The organism is Rhizobium sp. P1_B8 (genome assembly GCF_056406515.1).
Map to the genome: position 1 here is coordinate 769,122 of NZ_JBFTZZ010000001.1, position 17,074 is coordinate 786,195.

The 17,074-nt window shown below is 61.1% G+C and carries 18 protein-coding genes; 9 read left to right on the plus strand and 9 right to left on the minus strand.

Annotated elements, in window-relative coordinates; all coding sequences use genetic code 11:
- The first annotated feature begins 35 nt into the window (after window positions 1–35).
- The 3 genes from AC1D2N_RS03675 (at window position 36) to AC1D2N_RS03685 (ending at window position 2,452) form a co-directional block, all read left to right on the plus strand.
- Window positions 36–353 carry an inositol monophosphatase family protein gene (locus AC1D2N_RS03675; protein WP_376774316.1) on the plus strand — a complete coding sequence of 106 codons (318 nt, stop codon included), beginning with the start codon at window positions 36–38 and terminating at the stop codon, window positions 351–353.
- Window positions 354–661: 308 nt separating this feature from the next.
- Window positions 662–1,615, plus strand: a complete 954-nt coding sequence (locus tag AC1D2N_RS03680; protein ID WP_115157252.1) for an ADP-ribosylglycohydrolase family protein — start codon at window positions 662–664, stop codon at window positions 1,613–1,615.
- Between the two features lie 189 nt (window positions 1,616–1,804).
- Window positions 1,805–2,452 (plus strand): metallophosphoesterase family protein, encoded by a 648-nt coding sequence (locus AC1D2N_RS03685; protein ID WP_115157253.1) that lies wholly within the window; start codon window positions 1,805–1,807, stop codon window positions 2,450–2,452.
- A gap of 108 nt (window positions 2,453–2,560) precedes the next feature.
- On the opposite strand, the gene AC1D2N_RS03690 is transcribed toward AC1D2N_RS03685, so the two are convergent.
- Window positions 2,561–2,923: a hypothetical protein gene (locus tag AC1D2N_RS03690; protein WP_130729201.1), complete on the minus strand. Its 363-nt coding sequence runs from the start codon at window positions 2,921–2,923 to the stop codon at window positions 2,561–2,563.
- A 5-nt stretch (window positions 2,924–2,928) separates the two neighbouring features.
- Window positions 2,929–3,726 carry a DUF899 domain-containing protein gene (locus AC1D2N_RS03695; RefSeq protein WP_115157254.1) on the minus strand — a complete coding sequence of 266 codons (798 nt, stop codon included), beginning with the start codon at window positions 3,724–3,726 and terminating at the stop codon, window positions 2,929–2,931.
- Window positions 3,727–3,845: 119 nt separating this feature from the next.
- Between AC1D2N_RS03695 and AC1D2N_RS03700 the strand changes: the two genes are divergently transcribed.
- The 3 genes from AC1D2N_RS03700 to AC1D2N_RS03710 all read left to right on the plus strand — a co-directional run bounded on the left by AC1D2N_RS03700 (window position 3,846) and on the right by AC1D2N_RS03710 (window position 7,001).
- Window positions 3,846–5,066 (plus strand): helix-turn-helix domain-containing protein, encoded by a 1,221-nt coding sequence (locus tag AC1D2N_RS03700; protein WP_130717055.1) that lies wholly within the window; start codon window positions 3,846–3,848, stop codon window positions 5,064–5,066.
- A 49-nt stretch (window positions 5,067–5,115) separates the two neighbouring features.
- Window positions 5,116–5,748: a Vgb family protein gene (locus AC1D2N_RS03705; protein ID WP_026188454.1), complete on the plus strand. Its 633-nt coding sequence runs from the start codon at window positions 5,116–5,118 to the stop codon at window positions 5,746–5,748.
- Window positions 5,749–6,086: 338 nt separating this feature from the next.
- The gene (locus AC1D2N_RS03710; protein WP_130717051.1) at window positions 6,087–7,001 is read left to right on the plus strand and encodes a phosphotriesterase family protein; all 915 of its coding nucleotides are present in this window, start codon (window positions 6,087–6,089) and stop codon (window positions 6,999–7,001) included.
- A gap of 110 nt (window positions 7,002–7,111) precedes the next feature.
- Here AC1D2N_RS03710 and AC1D2N_RS03715 read toward each other — a convergent pair whose 3' ends face one another.
- Window positions 7,112–7,645: a GNAT family N-acetyltransferase gene (locus tag AC1D2N_RS03715; RefSeq protein ID WP_018242701.1), complete on the minus strand. Its 534-nt coding sequence runs from the start codon at window positions 7,643–7,645 to the stop codon at window positions 7,112–7,114.
- 86 nt (window positions 7,646–7,731) lie between these two features.
- Here AC1D2N_RS03715 and AC1D2N_RS03720 point away from each other — a divergent pair, with 86 nt between their 5' ends.
- Complete coding sequence (locus AC1D2N_RS03720) at window positions 7,732–9,477, plus strand: sensor histidine kinase (protein WP_130717049.1); 1,746 nt, start codon at window positions 7,732–7,734, stop codon at window positions 9,475–9,477.
- A 10-nt stretch (window positions 9,478–9,487) separates the two neighbouring features.
- The gene (locus AC1D2N_RS03725) at window positions 9,488–9,889 is read left to right on the plus strand and encodes a response regulator (RefSeq protein WP_018242699.1); all 402 of its coding nucleotides are present in this window, start codon (window positions 9,488–9,490) and stop codon (window positions 9,887–9,889) included.
- 64 nt (window positions 9,890–9,953) lie between these two features.
- Here AC1D2N_RS03725 and AC1D2N_RS03730 read toward each other — a convergent pair whose 3' ends face one another.
- From AC1D2N_RS03730 to AC1D2N_RS03740, 3 genes are all read right to left on the minus strand, one after another.
- Complete coding sequence (locus tag AC1D2N_RS03730) at window positions 9,954–10,223, minus strand: nuclear transport factor 2 family protein (protein WP_130729200.1); 270 nt, start codon at window positions 10,221–10,223, stop codon at window positions 9,954–9,956.
- Between the two features lie 290 nt (window positions 10,224–10,513).
- On the minus strand, window positions 10,514–12,337 hold the full coding sequence (locus tag AC1D2N_RS03735; protein ID WP_130729199.1) for a HAMP domain-containing methyl-accepting chemotaxis protein: 1,824 nt from the start codon (window positions 12,335–12,337) through the stop codon (window positions 10,514–10,516).
- A 199-nt stretch (window positions 12,338–12,536) separates the two neighbouring features.
- Window positions 12,537–13,949, minus strand: coding sequence for an aminotransferase-like domain-containing protein (locus tag AC1D2N_RS03740; protein ID WP_130729198.1), 1,413 nt, complete (start codon window positions 13,947–13,949; stop codon window positions 12,537–12,539).
- Window positions 13,950–14,051: 102 nt separating this feature from the next.
- On the opposite strand from AC1D2N_RS03740, the gene AC1D2N_RS03745 reads away from it, so the two are divergent.
- On the plus strand, window positions 14,052–14,915 hold the full coding sequence (locus AC1D2N_RS03745; protein ID WP_130729487.1) for a DMT family transporter: 864 nt from the start codon (window positions 14,052–14,054) through the stop codon (window positions 14,913–14,915).
- 60 nt (window positions 14,916–14,975) lie between these two features.
- Here the strand turns inward: AC1D2N_RS03745 and AC1D2N_RS03750 are convergent, their stop codons facing one another.
- The 3 genes from AC1D2N_RS03750 to AC1D2N_RS03760 all read right to left on the minus strand — a co-directional run bounded on the left by AC1D2N_RS03750 (window position 14,976) and on the right by AC1D2N_RS03760 (window position 16,952).
- On the minus strand, window positions 14,976–15,311 hold the full coding sequence (locus tag AC1D2N_RS03750) for an antibiotic biosynthesis monooxygenase family protein (RefSeq protein ID WP_113544274.1): 336 nt from the start codon (window positions 15,309–15,311) through the stop codon (window positions 14,976–14,978).
- Between the two features lie 526 nt (window positions 15,312–15,837).
- The gene (locus tag AC1D2N_RS03755; protein WP_130729197.1) at window positions 15,838–16,365 is read right to left on the minus strand and encodes a cupin domain-containing protein; all 528 of its coding nucleotides are present in this window, start codon (window positions 16,363–16,365) and stop codon (window positions 15,838–15,840) included.
- 200 nt (window positions 16,366–16,565) lie between these two features.
- Window positions 16,566–16,952, minus strand: coding sequence for a cupin domain-containing protein (locus AC1D2N_RS03760; RefSeq protein ID WP_130729196.1), 387 nt, complete (start codon window positions 16,950–16,952; stop codon window positions 16,566–16,568).
- Between the last annotated feature and the right edge of the window lie 122 nt (window positions 16,953–17,074).

Sequence of the window (17,074 nt, forward strand, 5' to 3'; positions counted from 1 at the left end):
GCACCTTGATCCGTTGTATCTGGGGTCGACCGGTCATCGCACAGTTTCGGCCTGGAAGACAATCGGAACCGAAAGGGGCCGAGCGCGTGCAGCGCTTTTCCCGCACGACCACATGGCGCTGCTCGGCCTATGAATACCGGGCGGTGGCGACGGGCGCGATGAGCTTTGCCCTGAACGCCGAGCTCAAACCCTGGGACCACGCCGCCGGCGTCCTGATCCACCACGAAGCCAGCGGCTATAGTGCGCTCCTCTCCGGCGAAGCCTATCGGCCGGCGATGACCAAGGGCTGGCTGCTGTTGGCGCCGGATGCCGAAAGCTGGGAAGCGATCCGGCGGAGTTTTGCCGAGGGGTGATGGCGGTTGGCACGCTGGCGGAAAATCTAGCGAAGGCGCCCACTTGAAGCGGGAGGCGCAAGACGCGGCCCTTGACCCAACCCTCTTCCAGTACACGGGGCGAGGGGACGTGGCATGCGGGAGGTGGGCAGGGAACGGAGGAAGTGCAGGCAGACTGATGAGGGTTTTATTTTGTGCCGATAGCGGTCGCTCGAACATCGTAACGACTAGCGGAAACCTGAGCTTATTTGTATCGTCGCTTAGCGGGGTTGCGCCATTTGCATGACAGGGTGATCCCATCAAGGCGCTTACTACTCGCCAGAGGCTGCATGAAAATCATAGATAATACAACGACGTCCCGTGCAATCGGTTGTATTCTCGGTCAACTGGCAGGAGATGCGCTTGGCTCGCTGGTGGAGTTTCAGACGCCCCAAGAAATACGCCAGAAATATCCCCGTGGCGTCCGCGAAATTCATGATGGCGGCGCATGGAACACCATTGCCGGTCAACCAACTGATGACTCCGAGATGGCGCTGGCTTTGGCCAGATCGATTGTCGCGGAAGGAGCATACATTCAAGACGCTGCCCGACGGGCCTATGAAGACTGGCTGGCATCCAAGCCTTTCGACATTGGCCGGACGGTATATAGTGGAATTCGCTACGAGCCTGATCATCAAAGCCAAGCCAATGGTGCGCTCATGCGCGTGTCACCTCTCGGCATTTTTGGATCTCAGTTTCCAACCGAACGGGTCGGGTTCTGGGCGGAACAGGACGCCATCATCACACATCCGAACCTTGTGTGCCGGCAGATCAACAATCTCTTTGCTCGCGCGCTATCGTACGCAATTGCCGAGGGCCCGACGCCTCGAGATGTTTATCAGACGATCAGAAAATGGTCCGATGAGCTTGGTGTCCATGACAGCATTCGTGATGCAATCGCCGCCGCCGAAAAGGAACCGCCAAAGGACTTCGTGAATCAGCAAGGCTGGGTCCTGATCGCGTTTCAGAATGCCTTTTTTCAATTGCTGCATTCGAATTCCTTGGAGGACGGCGTAGTGAGCACCGTCTCAAATGGTGGTGATACTGATACGAACGCAGCGATTGCTGGAGCTCTGCTCGGTGCGATTCATGGGGAGTGCGCAATTCCCAGCCGATGGCGTGAATCGATACTTTCCTGCCGACCACACGAGGGAAACCCAAAGGTCGCGCATCCAAGGCCTGAACTATATTGGCCGGTTGATTGCATCGAGCTTGCCAGTCAGTTGTTGAAGAGGGCTGGTTAGCAATCCCGTACCCATCCATGGATCGGCACCCTCGATGGCCGATGCGCCGATCAATATGCGAACTCAAGCCAAAGGCGAGGCAATCGCCGTAAGTGCCGGGAAATGAGTCGGATTTTCTGTCGGCAGTATTGAGATCTGCCGCGGCGATCCGGACTTCACTTGACCCCCGACAGGCGCTAAAAATGAAACATGCGCTACACGTTCGCCATAGGTGATATCCACGGCTGTATCGATCCGCTGAACAGGATGATCGATCGGGTCGAGGCTTATGCGTCTGAAGGGACCGTCGTCTTCCTTGGCGACTATGTCGATCGCGGGCCTGACAGCAAAAGCGTCCTCGACCGGATCATCGCCGGTCCATCGGACCCGTGGCGATGGTTCTGCCTGAAAGGCAATCATGAGGACCTGATGGTTGCTGCCTATGCCGATAGCGACAGCAGAGACGTCTGGATCGGCATCGGCATCGGCGGACTTGAAACCGAAATGTCCTATGGCGGCAGAGTTCTGCCCCAGCATCTGCAATGGGCGGCCGATCTTCCCTTCATGCACATTGATCGATATCGCATCTTCGTCCATGCCGGCGTCGATCCAGCATTTCCGCTGGAGCAGCAGAGCGAGCACGATCTTCTCTGGTTACGGTTCCCTCCCGGTGAGTCCAGCGACTATTGGGGCAAGCACCTGGTCCACGGCCATACACCGTCGCTGTCCAACCCAGTGACGACAGGAAACCGCACCAACATCGACAGCGGCTGCGTCTTCGGTGGCAAACTTTCCTGCGCGGTCTTCGACGACGAGATTGCCGGCGGGCCAATCGACTTTATCGAGGTGAGGGCATGAACTTGGTCGCGCCGGTAGGAGGTAAAGCCGGACGCGGCTGAGTGGGAGTGCGGCTTGCTCCCTCTTCTCCCCGCTGGGAAGAAGAGATACCGGTGGCGTCGTGGAGCGTTATGGGGGGCTTGTGCCCCGCCAGCCAGCGGCGAGCCGCAGCCAGGGTGCCAAGTGGAAGCCGCTCATCAGCAGGTACATCGGCACCATTCCGCCGATCGGGAAGGCATCCGGCATTGTCGTGCAGATCATCTCGGCGCTGCCGGTCGTGGCTGTCAGCACCGCCATGATCGCGAATGTCGGAGCGGCTGCAAGCGACAGCCAATCGGCGGCGCGGCCGGTGATCCGGCTGCCTGGGCTAGCCATGCCACCGCTCGGTTTCCCAGCTGATCCATCCGCGGCGGCAGCCAGCGAGAGCCATTCGGCGGCGTTGAGAGCGACGTTGCCGTCGCCTCTGCTTGGAGTGTGGGCGGAGAACAGCATCGGCGTCACTCCTTGCCGTACCGGTCGTGGTGGCGCCACCAGATGCCGGTTTCGTTGCGGCCCTTGGGGGCGCGGTCGAGCCATTGATACATGCCCCATAACCCGTCCAGCCCGCGCGCATAGCTGGAATAGCTGTGGTAGACGGCACCGTCGATGAGCTCGAAGGCGCTGACACCCGGGCGGTCGCGGGTATAGGTGGGGACATCGGTGCCGGTCATGGCGGCGATCTGGGTGATCGGCGCCTCGCTGTCGCGGGGCTGCCGCTCCTGGACAGTCCTTGCAGCGAGCGGTTGGGGGGCGGGCGGTTCGCGGCGGTAATTATAGTCTACATCGCCCTGGTGCTGCTGCTCGGCAGAGAACCAGACGCTGAAATCGCCGTTGAAGTCGCTGCCAAAGGACGACGCCCAGGGAAAGCTCCAGTCCATCCGTCGCTTGAAAGCTTCGAGCTTTGCCAACGGCGCGCGGGAGACCGCCCAAAAGGCGACGTCGTGGTTCTCCAGGTGAACGAAGAAGCCGTTGAAGCCATCGGCGATCGACGAGCAGGACGGGCATCCCGCGGTATAATCCGGCCCAAACATGAAGTGATAGACGAGAAGCTGCGAGCGCCCGCCGAAGAGATCCTTCAGCGAGACGTTGCCGCCGTCGGTGTCGAAGCGATATTGCTTGTCGATCCTCACTCGCGGCAATTGCTGGCGCTTCATCGCCAGCGCGTCGCTCTGCCGGGTCAGTTCCTTCTCCTCCTCGAGCAGATCGAGCCTTGCTGCCAGCCACTGCTGTCGTGTTGCGTTCAGCTGTTCCGTCATGGGTCTTCTCCTTTGCCTGTCTCTCGTCGTAGCATCCGGCGCAGGCTTGCTTGCCGGTCGACGACAAATCTAAGGCCAGGTGGGGAAATGGTGGGAGTGACAAGTGTGACGGGATTTGAATGGACTCGCTGATCACGGCGGCGGCGCGGGCGCTTGCAGCGGGAGATGCGCTTGGCGCGCTGAAGCGGGTGGCGCTGCGCGACGATGCGCCGGCGCTGGCGCTGCGCGGCATCGCGATGGCGCAGCTCGGTGATCTCGTCCGCGCCAAGGCGCTGCTGAAGAGTGCGGCGCGTGCCTTCGGCCCGCGGGAGGCGATGGCCCAGGCCCGCTGCGTGGTCGCCGAGGCCGAGATCGCGCTCGTCTCGCGCGATCTCACCTGGCCGCCCAAGGCGCTGGAGGCGGCGCGCAAGGTGCTCGAAGCGCATGGCGACAGGGTCAATGCCGCCCATGCCAGGAATGTCGAGCTTCGCCGGCTGGTGCTGATCGGCCGGCTCGACGAGGCCGAGCGGGCGCTGGAAACGCTCGATCCAACGCCGCTGCCGCCGGCGGCAAGGGCCGCTCATGAGCTGGTGGTCGCGGGCATCGCGATCCGGCGCCTGCAGACGAATACGGCGCACGAGGCTCTCGACCGGGCGAGGCGGGCTGCACGCGAGGCCGGTATGCCGGTATTGACGGCGGAGGTGGAAAATGCCGCCCACGTGCTCAGCGCGCCGGTGGCGCGGCTGATCTCGCGCTGGCGGGAAAGCCCGCTGTTGCTCGAGGAGGTGGAAGAGCTGCTGGGTTCGGGCACGCTTGTCGTCGATGCCTGCCGCCACGTCGTGCGCGACGACCAGCTGTCGGTGTCGCTGGCAAAGCGGCCCGTGCTCTTCACGCTCGCCCGGACGCTTGCCGAAGCCTGGCCGACGGATGTGGCACGCGGCACACTCATCGCGCGCGCCTTCCGCGGCAAACATGCCGATGAATCGCATCGCGCCCGGCTGCGCGTCGAGATCGGCCGGCTGCGCGCCGAACTGCGGGGACTGGCGGAGGTTTCGGCGACGAAACGCGGCTTTGCGCTTTCGCCGCGGCGTGCCGAAGAGACCGCCGTGCTGGCGCCGCTGGTCGAAGGTCAACACGGGGCGGTGCTCGCCTTTCTCGCCGATGGCGAGGCGTGGTCGAGCTCGGCGTTGGCGATCGCGCTCGGCGCCAGCCCGCGCACCGTGCAGCGGGCGCTGGATTCGCTCGCCGATGAAAGCAGGGTGCAGTCCTTCGGGCGCGGGCGGGCGCGGCGCTGGATGAGCCCGCCGTTACCCGGTTTCCCGACGATCTTGTTACTCCCGGGACCGTTGCCAAGCGATTAGTATGGCCTGACTGATGAGGATGGCCCTACGGGCGAATAGGATGGAAGAGATGAAAAAATCGGCTGCGACGATCATCCGTGAATATGGACCTTTTCCCGGTGCCGAGCGCGTCAACGGCGTCACCTTCGACGGTGAACACGTCTGGTTCGCCTCGGGCGACAGGCTGAACGCGCTCGATCCCGCAAACGGCGAGGTGGTGCGCTCGATCGAGGTCGCATCGCATGCCGGCACGGCCTTCGATGGCGAGTTCCTCTATCAGATCGCCGAGGATGTCATTCACAAGATCGACCCGAAGTCCGGTCGTATCCTTTCCACCATCCCGGCGCCGGGCAATGGTGGCGATTCCGGCCTTGCCTGGGCCGAAGGCTCGCTTTGGGTCGGCCAGCACCGCGGCCGTAGGATCCATCAGATCGACCCGGAAACCGGCAAGATCCTCCGCACCATTGAATCCAACCGCGTCGTGACAGGCGTCACCTGGGTCGACGGCCAGCTCTGGCACGGCACCTGGGAGGGCGATGACAGCGACGTCAGGCGCATCGACCCGGAAACCGGAGAGGTGCTGGAGCGGCTGGAGATGCCCGAGGGCACCGGCGTCTCCGGTCTCGAATCCGACGGCGGCGACTGCTTCTTCTGCGGCGGAGGCGGCAGCGGCAAGATCCGCGCGGTGCGCCGGCCGGGTTGAGCGCGATGCGCCACCGGGGTGAGCGCGATGCGCCACCGTGGTGAGGCCCGGTCCCGCGAAGCGGGAGCAATCGATCCAGTGAATCGATTGCAGGGCCGAACGCCCTGAGCCATGCGAAGGGCCGGAAGGGGCAAGGTTGAGGGGAAGTAGTCGATGCGGCGTATCTTCCCCCGGCGACAGTCAACTCGCCAAGCCGGACGTCGATATCAAGGTCTGTCGTAAGAATTTCGATCAAGTGAGCGATTGATTTCATCACGTCACGATCTACTTTCGCGGCAGTGTCGAGGCTTGGGTCGAAGGCTGTACGCAAAGCCGATATGCCCGTGGGGGGAGAGACTTTGAAATATCTGCGCACGACGCTCGGGCCTAAGAGCAGATCCGAACTTGGGATGATCCTCCCGCATGAGCACGTTTTCGTCGACCTCAGGACGCCGGACCAGCCCGGTTATGCCGAAGCGGAGACCGAAGACGTCGTCCGGCTGATGGCCCCCGAAATCGAGCGGATCAAGAAGCTCGGGGTGACGGCACTGGTCGAATGCTCGACGGGTGGCGTTGGACGCCGTGCGGATATCGATCTTGCCGTGTCGCTCGCGACGGATTTTCCGATTGTCGTGCCCACCGGCAATTACCGTGAACCCTGGATTCCCAAATGGGTCCGTCAGGCTTCCGAGAAAGAGCTGGAGGCATGGATGCTTCGCGAGCTGACGGAGCAGATCGACGAGACCGGGTTCCAGGCGGGCTGGATCAAGCTCAGCGCCGGCGATGACGGCATGACGGCGCTCGAGACGAAAATCCTGCGGGCAGCCGCGCGCGCCGCGGCGCAGACAGGCGCCGTCATCGGCAGTCATACGATCAGGGGACGGGTCGTCATGGATCAGCTCGATGTCATCGAGGCAGAGGGCTACAGGGCTGACAGGTTCATCTCGATCCATACGCAGGAAGAGAAGGACTTTGCCTATCATGTCGCCGTCGCCGAGCGAGGCGCTTGGATCGAGTACGACCATGTCGGCCGGGGCGGAGACAACGAGGTGGCGGAGCTGGTGATCAAGGCGCTGGAGGCGGGCTGCGGCGATCGCCTATTGTTGAGCCATGACCGTGGCTGGTTCGATCCGGCGCTGCCGATGGGCGGGATACCCAAACCGTACACCCATCTTTCCACCGTCTTGCTGCCCGAGCTGAAACGGCGGGGCGTAGACGACGGAACCCTGATGCGCCTGACCCACGACAATCCATTCGAGGCATTCGCCCGATAGGGGAGTGCCTGGCCTAATTGCTCGAAAGGGCATTTGTTTCAAGTTCAGGCCGAAATGTTGATCAGCCGGGCTCGCGGGGGCCCATTCAGAAATCGACGCGATACCTGGATCTATGCCGCGCCGCGCTCGTCGAACAAAAGCGCCATGCTGATCGCATCGATGAACTGACCGTCGATGCGTGCCGCACGTCGGACGATGCCTTCGCGTGCAAATCCCATCTTTTCGTAGAGAGCGATAGCACGGGCGTTGTCTTCATAAACATCGAGTTCAACCCTTGCAAAACCGCTTTTCTGCGCGGCTCTCAATGTCGTCTCGATGAGCCTTCGTCCCAGACCCTTGCCCCGATAGGCGGGAAGAATCCCCATTCCGAGTTTTCCGCGATGCGCGTGGGACGGGAAAAAATGTCGGCTGATGTCGCACCAGCCGAGGACCTGGTTTTCAGCGGTGGCAACGAATTGCGGATTGCCTTTTGCTATCATGCCCATCACGAACTCCCGTGTTTGCGGCAGCGGCGTTGCTTCCAGCATGGACAGGTATTTTTTCTCCCGTGCGACCACGTCGAGCGCATGATGAAAGCTGTCGATATGGACGGCGGCGATCGGCTCGATCCTGATGCCTGATGTATCCGACGATGCTGCATCCATGTGCTTCTCCTTCAACGATTGCGATGCCTATGGGGGGACCTGCCGCAGACCCGCACGGGAGCGCATAATTCACGGTCCGTCAACCTTTGCGTGTCAATTTCTCGGCAGCGGGCGCCATCAAAAGGTTGCAGGTATTGAAGGTCGGGCTCACATCGCACATTACGTTCGTCCTGGTGACGCTCACCTGCGCGGCGGCTGTCTTGTTGTGCGGATTTGCGTGGCTCGCAGCGGTGAAGGTCGATGATCTCTCGCTCCGTCGGCAGGCCGATTTCGTCCGGCAGGGGCTGGAAGAGCAGATCGCGGCACTTCCCCGGGAGCAGGAAAGCGTCACCAAATGGGACGATGCCTTCCTCTATACCAAACAGCGGAACCATGAGTGGCTGCTCGACAATGTCGGCCAGTGGACCAACCGCTATTTCGGGCACGACAGAACCTACATCTTCGACGACACCAATCGCCTGATGTTCGCCTTCCGTGACGGCGCCGATGCCATGCCGCCGCGGCTCGGTGACGACGACGGCCAAGAAATGACTGCTCTCGCCGGAGAGATGCGCGCCGTTCTCGTCGAGCGGGCTGCAAAGCCCGGCGCTGAAGCGCTTGGTCAACTGGCCAAGGTTCGGACGATTATGATCGGCAACAGACCGGCAATTGCCAGTGCGCGTCCCATTCTGCCGAGCTCGGCCAGGATGCAGATCGAGGCGGGCCAGGAGTTCATCGCCATCTCGGTCAAGTTCATCGATGGAAAAACTGCCGAAAACATCGCCCATCATGCGCTGCTCGAAGGGTTGCATTTCGCGCCTTCGAAAGGTGAGGACGAGCGGGCGCAAGTGTTGGTGTCGTCCCATAACGGCGGCACGATCGGCTATCTCGTGTGGCCGCCTATCCTGCCCGGTTTTATGCTGCTTCATCAAATCGCGCCGGCAGGGCTCGGTTGCCTGGCGCTGCTGATCACCGTGGTGTTCTGGCTCGGACGAGGTCTGCATCGCACCTCGCTGACCCTGCTGGACAGCCAAGAGCAGCTCACGCACCACCGCAACCATCTGGAAGAGATGGTGGCCGATCGAACGGCCGAGATCGAAAGGCAGAGAGAGGAACTGGACCGCCTGCTGGTGCACGAACGCCAGGTGAATGCGCTCCAGCGCCAGTTCGTCGCCATGGCCTCGCACGAGTTTCGCACGCCGCTCGCCATCATCGACGCCGCTGCGCAGCGGCTCTGCCGCTCGACCACCAACGTCAGCGGCGATTACGTTCACGAAAAGGCCGGCGTGATCCGCAGTGCGGTGGTGCGCATGGTCGATCTGATGGAGAGTATCCTCGCCAGCGGGCGGCTCGAAACCGGACAGATCACACTGAAGCGGAGCGAAGGTGACCTGAAAGCGGTGCTCGTCACGTGCTGCGACAGGCAGCGCCATCTCAGCCGCACGCATGTGTTCCATCTCGATCTTGAGCCCATACCGGATGTATTGACGTTCGACCGCAGCGCGATGGAACAGGTCTTCACCAACCTGATTTCGAACGCCGTCAAATATTCACCCGACGCGCCTGACATTCATGTTCGCGCCCGGGCCGACGACAAGACGGTGGAGATCGCCATCTCCGACAGCGGCATCGGCATGGATGCGGAGGATCTGCCGAAGCTGTTCCAGCCCTATTATCGCGCCCGCAGCGCGACGGGCATTGCCGGGACGGGCATCGGTCTCAACGTCGTCAAGCAGGTTATCGAACTACACGGCGGCACCGTCGAGGTGACGAGCGAGCTTGGCAAAGGCACAACATTCACCATTCTTCTGCCAATAGAGTTTCTATTGTCGGATCAACAAGTCGCAGCTTAAGGAAGAGCTCATGGTTACAGTCCTGTGCATAGAAGACGAAGTCGAGATCCGGAACCTCCTCGTCGAAGAGTTGAGCGAAGCCGGCTACAGGACGCTCGAGGCCTCGAACGGCGCCGAGGGACTGGAAATGATCCTGTCGAAATGGCCCGATATCGTCATCAGCGACATTTCGATGCCGGTCATGGATGGGCACCAGCTTCTGGCGGAAATTCAGATCAACCACCCCGAGCTCTCCAACATTCCCTTCATCCTGCTGACGGCACTGACCGATCGGGAAAACACGCTAGCCGGCCTGCGCGGCGGAGCGGCGGACTATCTGACGAAGCCGCTCGACTTCGATCTGCTGCTCGCCAAGCTCGAAGGCTGCGTGACCCGTCTTGCCAACGACAAGGCGGTTCACCGGTCGTTCTGATGATCGATGGCGTTAGGGGTGTCTGCGTCAATTCCACGCCTCGCGCGATTTTGACATTGGCGGCTCAGCCGGCAATGGTTCCCTGATGGAAGACGATTTTCCAGCTCCCGCCAGAGCTTTGCCAGATGGTGGTTCTGAGCGTCGTCCTGCCGGGTTCGTCCAGCGTGTAGCTCAGCAGATAGAGGTTTTCGGCGAGTCGGCGGATCGAGAAGTCCCGGCAGGGCCAGTCATGCCTTTCCGGCTGCTGGTAGCGCTCCAGTAGGTTGGCGATGACGAAGTCGCGCCGATAGATCCTGCCGCTTGCGCCGATCTCGAAGAAATCCTCCGCCGTCATCGAAACCAGATCGTCGCAGCTCGTGCCGAGGCGCGGCGATGGAATATCGGCTCCCTCTGCCGGAGTTCATCGAGGATGGTTTCCAGATCGAGATCGGACATCGTCAAATTCCGTGAGAGCGAATGTCGAACAATATCAATTTTGTTCTGTCGCGATGTTATCGCGACGTTCCGCCTGCTCAGCAACCTCAGTTTGGACCGACGACCGATGATCATGCAACGACGCTGCGGCCCGCATTCCTGTTCGAGGCCGATAGACCCCGTGTTTTGCGTGCCGATCGTTCCTTCGGCTCAAGCCGTTCTGCGAAGGGCGTAGGCGCTTTCCTGCGCGGTCTCGTTCAGATTGAACTGCCTGATCAACTGGCGAAGCGTGGCGCCTTCGTCGGCAAGCGATGCGGAAGCGGCGCTCGCCTCCTCGACCATGGCTGCGTTTTGCTGCGTGGTCTGGTCTAGGCTGTTGACGGCCGTATTGATCTCCGCCAGGCCGACGGATTGTTCCCGGGCGGAGACGGCGATTGCCTCGACATGGCGGTTGATGGCAACGATCAGCTCGCCGATGGTTTTCAACGCTTCGCCGGTTTTCGAGACCAGTCCGACGCCGGCTGCGACTTCTCCCGCCGATGCATGGATCAGCGTTTTGATTTCCTTGGCCGCCTGTGCGGAGCGCTGCGCCAGTTCGCGGACCTCCTGCGCCACCACGGCAAATCCCTTGCCTGCCTCGCCGGCGCGCGCGGCCTCGACACCGGCATTGAGGGCCAAGAGATTGGTCTGGAACGCGATCTCGTCGATCACGCCGATGATGTTGGAAATCTGGCTGGAGGATTGCTCGATCCGACTCATGGCCTGGACCGCCTGGCTGACGATCTCACCTGATGTCGTCGCACCGGCATTCGCCTGCGCGGCCACCTCGCGGGCTTCCTCGGCGCGCTTGGAGGCGGATGCGACATTGGCTGTGATTTCATCGAGAGCAGCGGCTGTCTGCTCGAGCGCCGCTGCCTGTTGTTCGGTTCGTTTCGCCAGGTCGTTTGCGCTGTTGGCGATTTCATTCGAGCCGCCGTCGATATTGACGGCTGATCCCGCCACTTTGGCGAGGGTCTGGCAGAGTTTTGCGACGGCGCCGTTGAAATCCCCGCGCAGGCCCTCGAAATCCGCATCGAAAGGCTCGCTGATCTGAACGGTGAGATCGCCGCCGGCAAGTTGTTTCAGGCTCTCTGCCAATCCGTTCGTGGCTTGCGCCATCGCTGCAGCCCGCGCGCGCTCCGTCTGCTCGCGGCGCTGCCGCTCAGATTCCGTCAGCACCCGATTCGTTTCGATATTTTCGTCGGCTCTGATCTTGGCGAGCGCGGTCTGCCGAAAGACCTCAACCGCTGCCGCCATCGCACCGATTTCGTCCGTGCGGCTGGAATAGGGAATCTGCGTGCAGGTGTCGCCAGCGGCCAGCCCGGTCATCGATTGCGTGATCTTCTTGATCGGACGCGAGATCTGGATCGCCACATAGGAGATTGCGCCAGCAACGATTGCAATCACGAGTGCCGTGAACACCGAGGTTGTCCAGAGAATGCCCAAGTACGTGGATTGACTGTTTTCGTAGGACGCCTCGGAGCCATTGACGTTTATCGTCAGCAATTCATTGGCCAGTTCTTCCGCGCGGTCGACGAATGGCTCCATGTCGGAATAGAAGATCGTCTTGGCAACATCGTTGTCGTTCTTGCGGGATTTTTCCAGCATAGGCTCGGACGATTTCTGGTAGCTCGCGGCCTGCTCCTCGATCTGCTGCAGCAATTGGCCTTCGCGCGGCGAGGATATAAGCGGCCGATAGGCTGCTATCGCATTGTCAAGCTCAGTGCGCTGAGAGGTAATCTTTACTTCTGCAGCGGCGATAGCCTGGTCGCTGATCGACATGATATGGTTGGCGTAGGCAAACTTCATGCGTTCCAGCTCGAAGCCGATATTGCGGGCTACCGAAACACTCGGCAGCCAGTTCTTGGCGATTGCCGTCGTGTCCTGGTTAACCTGCTGTACGCTCCTGAGGGAAAACAGCCCAAAGCTCAGGAAGATGAACGCAAATGTTACATTGATGATTGTCAGCGAGGTTCGAACCTTTGGCTTGCGCATGCAACACCTTCTTCGGAGCAATGATCAGGCCAAAATTCTAGATTTGGTGATCGTTTGGCGTGTGCGAATTCTAACTCTCTGCATTTAAAGAAAAATGAATATATGTATGAGGCATAGCGGGCAGGCGGCTGTGTTCCCCGCGTCTTACGCGGATGACCACTAGTACGAGGACGGTTGCCGCCGAAGAGCCCCCTTGTGTCTAATGCCTCTCTTTCGCCAAGAAGTTGCGGAGCGCCTCGAAGACGCGTGGGTCGAGCGTTTGAGACACGTTGAAGCGCATGAAATTCGTTGCCGATTGCGACAGGCTGAATGCATTTCCGGGCGCCAAAACGATCCTCTTTTCGAGTGCGGCCCGCGCCACGTCAGCCGCATCGATGCCATCGGGTAGCCGGCACCAGAGGAACATTCCAGCCTGGGGCTCCAGCCAGGGCGTTATGCCGAGATTCTTCAGCCGGGCCGAGACCTCGCTCATCGCTCGGGAGAGCCGGTGTCTCAGCGTCTCCATGTGTTTGCGATAGCTGCCGTCGCTCAAGACGTTCAGCACCAGTTCCGCCGTCAGCCGGCCGCCGCCGAAGGAGGTGGCGATCTTGAGGTCTGTCAGGCCGTCGATCCATTCCGGTTTCGCCACGACGAAGCCGCAGCGGGCCGAGGCCGACAGGGTCTTCGAGAAGCTGCCGATGTGGATAACCCGCTCGAGCCCGTCGAAGGCTGCAAGGCGGGGAGCCGGCGAATATTCAAAATCGGCGAAGATATCGTCCTCGATGATGGTCAGGTCGAACTGGTCGGCGAGTTTTAGAACGCGGTGGGCGGTAACAGGAGACAACGTCGCGCCTGTGGGATTGTGGATGGCGGAGTTGGTGATGTAGAGCCGCGGACGCTCATCGGCGACGACTTGCGCAAAGGCTTCGATATCGGGACCGGACGGCGTGTAGGGCACACCAACGATCTTTGCCCGATGGGCGCGCAGGAGCGCATGGAAATTGAAATAGCAGGGATCGTCGACCAGCACCGTGTCGCCGGGTTCCAGCAGGAAACGGCAGAGCAGATCGATTGCCTGCGTGCCGGAATCGGCCAGCATGATTTGGTCCGGGGAGGCTTCGATCCCCCGTTCGCCCAGGCGGCGGGAAATCAGCTGGCGCAGTTGCGGCAAGCCGAGCGGCGAGCTGTAATCGGCGAGCGCCGGCCCGTCGGCGCGGGCAAGCGTTCTGAGCCCGCGGCGCATGCCGTCCCCCGGTAGCCAGGAGGGCGGCAGCCAGCCGCAGCCGGGCTTCAGGTCGGCTTCGGCTGCCTCCAGCGATTGCCGCGATATCCAGAACGGATCCACCGCGCGGTCGAGCTTCGGTCCGGTCTCGGCAAGCGCAAAGGGCGCTGCCTGGTTGGCGACGTAGAATCCCGAGCCTGGTCTTGCCAGGATCGCGCCTTCGGCGACTAACCGCTCATAAGCGTCGACGACTGTCGATGTTGACAGCTTCAACGTCGCCGCCAGCCCCCGCACAGAGGGTAGCTTTGCGCCCGGCGTCAGGCTGCGCCCGGCGATGCGCTGCCTGATCGTCGCGGCGACCATCTCCACACGCGTGCGTCCTTCGTTCATCCGTATTGCTTTCCGCACCATTACAGTTTCGCGAAATTGTATCAGACTGTGACTGTCATAACCATCCGTGTTGGCCGATAAGAGCGAGAGAATGAAGGAGTGCAGTGCATCATGGAGCGCGAGATGGACCGCATGGCATCGGGATGGATCAATGGTTTTATCGGGGTGGTGATCTTCAGCGGATCGCTGCCGGCGACGCGCGTGGCGGTGATGCAGTTCGATCCGGTCTTTCTCACCGTAGCGCGCGCGGCGATCGCCGGCATTCTCGCCCTTGGCCTGCTGATCGCTTTCAGAGAGAAGCGACCGAGCCGGCGTGACATCTTCTCCCTTGCCGTCGTGGCGCTGGGCGTCGTTGTCGGCTTCCCCCTGCTAACGGCGCTGGCGCTGCAGCATGTCACGTCAGCCCATTCGATCGTCTTCATCGGCCTGCTGCCGCTCGCAACGGCGATCTTCGGCGCGGTCCGTGGCGGAGAACGGCCGAAGCCGGCATTCTGGCTCTTTTCGGTTCTCGGCAGTGCGCTGGTGGCGGGATTCGCACTGACGCAGGGGCTGACGGCCTCGCCGGTCGGCGATCTCCTGATGCTGGCGGCAGTCGTCGTCTGCGGCCTCGGCTATGCCGAAGGCGGCAGGCTTTCGCGCACGCTCGGCGGATGGCAGGTGATTTCCTGGGCGCTCGTGCTGTCGTTGCCGGTGACAGTCGCGGTCGCGCTTTTCCATAGGCCGGAGACCTTCTCTGGCATCGAAGTGCCGGCGCTGCTCGGCCTTGCCTATGTCTCGCTGTTTTCCATGCTGATCGGCTTCATCTTCTGGTATCGCGGCCTGTCGCAGGGCGGCATCGCCGCCGTCGGCCAACTGCAGCTGCTCCAGCCGTTCTTCGGGCTGGCGCTCGCCGCAACCCTGCTGCACGAGCCCGTGACCTGGGCCATGCTCGCCGTGACCATTGCCGTCATCCTCTGCGTCGCCGGTGCCCGCAGGTTTGCACGGTAGGCTTGTCCGTCGCTTTACAGAGGATACGTTTTAGGGGGCAAGCTTCTTCAAGGAGCCAACTCATGTCTCTTCAATATTGAATCCATAGGTTCGTGTGACGAGCGCAACACGGATTTCGTACCGAGTATACCAGTCTGACCGACCGCGATTTTGCGCCTGAATGTGATCGACGACTGATTTCCAGGCTCGAATGCTATCCTCATCCTTCCAATAGGAGATGAGTATTCCGAAACCGTCTGCCCCGCGAGCACTTTCGAAGCCGAGATAACCTGGCTGCTGTTTTGCAAGTTCCGTCATCGCATAACCCATCTCGCCATAGCCGTTGTCGAGCTTTGTTCGTTGAGAGGAAAAACTGACCATATAGTATGGCGGTTCAGGCAAAGCGGCGGTGGACATTTGGGCTCCGATCGATTGCTATGTGTGTGGCTTATCGCCGCGATCGCAATGACTGCTGTCGGCATACTGCGAAAGCGAGCAATCTTAGGCGCGGCGGATTGCCCCTCATCGTGAGTCATCCATCTGCCGTGACAGCTCGATGCCGTTTCGCCATCGCTGCGCCGGGGCTTCGGACTGAATACCATCCATCATGGTTCGACAAGTTCTCTTTGATCGGTACCAGCGATCCGTGGTGACGGCTGGGCCCTCGCTCGCTCAATGTCGGGAAAGCGCAAGAGTTGCTCTTATGGCTATGGCCCCCGGCCAGGTCTGCCAGCGGCAGGTGCTGGCCTCGACAATTTCGCTCACCCGTTTTCGTCGACCGTGGCAAACTGCGATGGCGGTGATTGCGGCATTTCTCGCGAGGTCACCATCCACCCGCTGAATTCAGACGGAGGCACCGCAATGACCCGTCGAAGCTCCAAGCAGGCGTTGGTCTCCGCTTTGCGCGACGCCGACATTGCGACAAGCAATCACTCTGGCCGATCTATTCGCTGTTTCCGCGCCCCTTTGCTTCCCGCACCAGGTCCGGCATTCCATCGTGGGGACCGAGGGCGTGGGTGGGATGGCCATCCCACCAATCATCGTGCAGCGGTCGGCGGTGAGGGTGGAGCGGATAGAAAATGCGGTTCTCGGCCTTGTGGCGCTCGCCGACGACGAGGAGATGCACCTCGGCTTGCGTATTGTTGAGGAAACTATGGGCGATGCCGGTGCCGGCCGGAAATCCGACGGCGTCGCCCTGTTTCAGGCGATAGAGATGGCCGTCAAGCCAGACATCGGGCTCGCCTTCGAGAACGTAGACGAATTCCTCCTCGGCGCTCTCGGCGTGCGGAAAGGAGGTGCGCCGGCCAGGCGGCAAGCGCTCGTGATGAATGCCCAATTTTGCCAGACCGAAATATCGTCCGAAAGGCGCACCAATGCTCATCAGTTCGTCGTCATCGTCATAGTGCGAGTCGTCCGGCCGTTCGATCTCGCTCCAATGGACGATAAAGGACGGCCGCTCCAGCGTTGCCATGGTAATCCTCCTGAGTGTGAGAGGTTCAGATGACTGGGGATGCGAATTCCATCAATCCGTATGGCGATGCTGCCGTGAATGGAAAGCGACCGCAAGGGCGAAACGGCGCTCCCACGCAAGCGGCGCGGTCCTGAAGGTTCTGGGGCCAGCGCTTCGTGCAGCGGCGGCTCCCGATCCAGACGCGGGTTTCTACGACTGACTCACTTCGCAGGCACGACGAGCGTCTCTCCCTTGCGGACGATGTAGGTTGCCAATTCCGAAGCCTTGCCGCTGCCGACGTTCTTCGCCGAGTGAACGACGCCTGATGGAATGAAGAGGGATTGGCCGGCTTTAAGGGTAACCGGCTGTCTGCCTTCGAGCTGGTATTCCAGCGTTCCCTCAATGACGAAAGCGATCTCCTCGCCAGGATGTGAGTGATCGGGGGCGAGAACGCCCGGCGCGAAATCGACGCGGACCTGAATGGCCTCGTGGCCGGGCACGTCGATATCGTTCCTGATGAGATCGGTGCGCTGCAGCGGTTGTTCTGCATGTGCTGTTGCTGCGCCGCCGAGAGCAAAGGCGAGCGCGATAGCCTGGATCATTTTCATGTGGTCATCCTTTCTGGATTTAAACCAATCTCGACCATTGGGTCGCGTCCGGATTTCACCTGAGGATTGAACCAGGGATGTGTCTGAAACCTCCTATTTTTGTAATCCAGTGTATCACTACG

What these genes read in the sequence shown, in the direction of transcription:
- AC1D2N_RS03685 (WP_115157253.1), top strand. Translation starts at nt 1,805, where the DNA reads ATGCGCTACACGTTCGCCATAGGTGATATCCACGGCTGTATCGATCCG.
- AC1D2N_RS03755 (WP_130729197.1), bottom strand. Translation starts at nt 16,365, where the DNA reads ATGGCAACGCTGGAGCGGCCGTCCTTTATCGTCCATTGGAGCGAGATC.
- AC1D2N_RS03690 (WP_130729201.1), bottom strand. Translation starts at nt 2,923, where the DNA reads ATGCTGTTCTCCGCCCACACTCCAAGCAGAGGCGACGGCAACGTCGCT.
- AC1D2N_RS03740 (WP_130729198.1), bottom strand. Translation starts at nt 13,949, where the DNA reads ATGGTGCGGAAAGCAATACGGATGAACGAAGGACGCACGCGTGTGGAG.
- AC1D2N_RS03745 (WP_130729487.1), top strand. Translation starts at nt 14,052, where the DNA reads ATGGACCGCATGGCATCGGGATGGATCAATGGTTTTATCGGGGTGGTG.
- AC1D2N_RS03695 (WP_115157254.1), bottom strand. Translation starts at nt 3,726, where the DNA reads ATGACGGAACAGCTGAACGCAACACGACAGCAGTGGCTGGCAGCAAGG.
- AC1D2N_RS03730 (WP_130729200.1), bottom strand. Translation starts at nt 10,223, where the DNA reads ATGACGGCGGAGGATTTCTTCGAGATCGGCGCAAGCGGCAGGATCTAT.
- AC1D2N_RS03750 (WP_113544274.1), bottom strand. Translation starts at nt 15,311, where the DNA reads ATGTCCACCGCCGCTTTGCCTGAACCGCCATACTATATGGTCAGTTTT.
- AC1D2N_RS03725 (WP_018242699.1), top strand. Translation starts at nt 9,488, where the DNA reads ATGGTTACAGTCCTGTGCATAGAAGACGAAGTCGAGATCCGGAACCTC.
- AC1D2N_RS03715 (WP_018242701.1), bottom strand. Translation starts at nt 7,645, where the DNA reads ATGGATGCAGCATCGTCGGATACATCAGGCATCAGGATCGAGCCGATC.
- AC1D2N_RS03700 (WP_130717055.1), top strand. Translation starts at nt 3,846, where the DNA reads ATGGACTCGCTGATCACGGCGGCGGCGCGGGCGCTTGCAGCGGGAGAT.
- AC1D2N_RS03705 (WP_026188454.1), top strand. Translation starts at nt 5,116, where the DNA reads ATGAAAAAATCGGCTGCGACGATCATCCGTGAATATGGACCTTTTCCC.
- AC1D2N_RS03735 (WP_130729199.1), bottom strand. Translation starts at nt 12,337, where the DNA reads ATGCGCAAGCCAAAGGTTCGAACCTCGCTGACAATCATCAATGTAACA.
- AC1D2N_RS03680 (WP_115157252.1), top strand. Translation starts at nt 662, where the DNA reads ATGAAAATCATAGATAATACAACGACGTCCCGTGCAATCGGTTGTATT.
- AC1D2N_RS03760 (WP_130729196.1), bottom strand. Translation starts at nt 16,952, where the DNA reads ATGAAAATGATCCAGGCTATCGCGCTCGCCTTTGCTCTCGGCGGCGCA.